This window comes from Vibrio ichthyoenteri ATCC 700023, from assembly GCF_000222605.1.
In the GTDB taxonomy this organism is placed as follows: Bacteria; Pseudomonadota; Gammaproteobacteria; order Enterobacterales; family Vibrionaceae; genus Vibrio; species Vibrio ichthyoenteri.
This window is the reverse complement of record NZ_AFWF01000241.1, coordinates 1-1,651: the sequence shown is the minus strand read 5'-3', so window position 1 is coordinate 1,651 and position 1,651 is coordinate 1. Positions and strand designations below refer to the sequence as shown.

Here is a 1,651-nt window from a genome sequence, read left to right as displayed (position 1 = left end):
GTTTAAACATACCGAGCTTGTTTTGGGCCTCTAATGGTTCAAAATCAAGCAACAGACAAACAAATCCCGTCATTTCAGACTTTGGATTTATTACATAGAGAAGAAATGACCACAGAAAGCCGGTTACTGGTTTTCCTGCGACCAACCACTCTTCAACATGGTTTAAAAACACCCACCATTTACCAGCTTCGTCATAACTGTATTGACGAAATAAATAGCTCTCATCAAAGTCTTTGACTGAGCATCCACCTCGAACATAGTCATAACCAGTAGCATTAAGCACCTCAGTAAGTACGAAAGCACTGTGCTGAGATTGGTTAATCATCAATTGATTCATTATCGTTTCTCCTAATAAAAGGAGAAACGCCCAAGGGATCGAATCCCCTGTGGGTTTATGATTAATTCAATTTCGCAAGCTGAATACGTTGTTCAAGATTAAGCTTAAATCGCACATCCATGATATGTCGTTGAACATGATGAACAACTTGTCTTCCACAATTAGCTGGTAAACCAAGCCCCAAAACATTATCAAGTAAATCTGCCACTGCTGGTTGATGATACATGACATGTTTGAACTGAGTCCAAAGTACACCTGGGACACATCGTCCTTCGGCTAACCTGTCTTCAACTAAATCCATAAAAGACAACCATTTACCAACCTCATCATTGATGTGTTGGTTGTGGTCATATTTCACATCACAGATAGAACACTCATCCTGCTCACACTCATGGTAGCCACAATGTGAACAGTTTAGGGTGTAATGCGCATTCACAGAACCGGTATGACAAGATTCAAAATCACGTCTGATTGCCATTTTGCCACAATCAGGGCACGTTTCTTCGTTTTGCCAACCATCCGTATTAACTTGCGCCAGTACAAACGCGTTGTACTGATGTTGAGTTATCATTTGTTCATTCATCATCATTTCTCCAAATTTACGAATAAAAAAAGAGAAACGATGCCCGCAGGGAATGTTTCCCCCATTGGGTCAGAGTTCTTTCGCCCTTAGACGAAAATGCCCAACACGATAAACGTATTGGGCAGTCAGTTATTAAGCGGCTTGGGCTTCTGATTCAGTTTGAAGAACAACCTCATCATTAACCTTCAAGTATTTAAAACGAAGCAATCGACCTTTCAATGAAACGCCTGTTTGCCCCTTCTTTTCACCAGCTTTATAAGTAAATAGTTCTACGCGCAAGTCGCCGATAACAATGCTTGCTGTTACTTTGTCTTTACCTTGCTCAAAATTCGCAAGGTGCTGTTCAAACAGAGCATTAGCTTCTGTCCCAACAACTTTAACGTCAAAGTACGTTTTTTCGCCAGCATCGCCTCGACAAGCTGAAAAATCAGCCGCCCAGAACGGTTCGCCTCTATTCGGTACAACCTTACGTACACGGTTAATAAAACCAAATGCAGAAGTGTGAATATCGAAGTAGTTAGCGTTGTTATTACCAGACATAGTGTTTTCTCCTAACAAGTAATGAAACGAGAAAAACTATTACCCCACTGGGAAATAATCTTCCCGTGTGGGTGGTAACAAAGTAAGTTATGTCTACATCATAAGATGGACAAAAGTTGAAAAAGCTTTCCAGTTTCTTTTCGAAACCGCGACACGTCTCAGAAAGCGATTTAAGGGCGGTGTAGTTCCCG

3 protein-coding genes are annotated in these 1,651 nt (G+C 41.1%); all 3 read right to left on the bottom strand.

The window, feature by feature from the left end; translation table 11 throughout:
- Nucleotides 1-337: hypothetical protein (locus RH85_RS16790; protein ID WP_006713901.1), on the bottom strand; the 337-nt coding region annotated here is incomplete at its 3' end.
- A gap of 61 nt (nucleotides 338-398) precedes the next feature.
- Complete coding sequence (locus RH85_RS16785; protein ID WP_138956490.1) at nucleotides 399-908, bottom strand: hypothetical protein; 510 nt, start codon at nucleotides 906-908, stop codon at nucleotides 399-401.
- Between the two features lie 144 nt (nucleotides 909-1,052).
- Complete coding sequence (locus RH85_RS16780; protein ID WP_006713899.1) at nucleotides 1,053-1,460, bottom strand: DUF3577 domain-containing protein; 408 nt, start codon at nucleotides 1,458-1,460, stop codon at nucleotides 1,053-1,055.
- Nucleotides 1,461-1,651: the final 191 nt, after the last annotated feature.

Bases quoted from the DNA above. Each gene is read 5' to 3' on its own strand.
- RH85_RS16785 (WP_138956490.1), bottom strand. From the start codon at position 908: ATGATAACTCAACATCAGTACAACGCGTTTGTACTGGCGCAAGTTAAT.
- RH85_RS16780 (WP_006713899.1), bottom strand. From the start codon at position 1,460: ATGTCTGGTAATAACAACGCTAACTACTTCGATATTCACACTTCTGCA.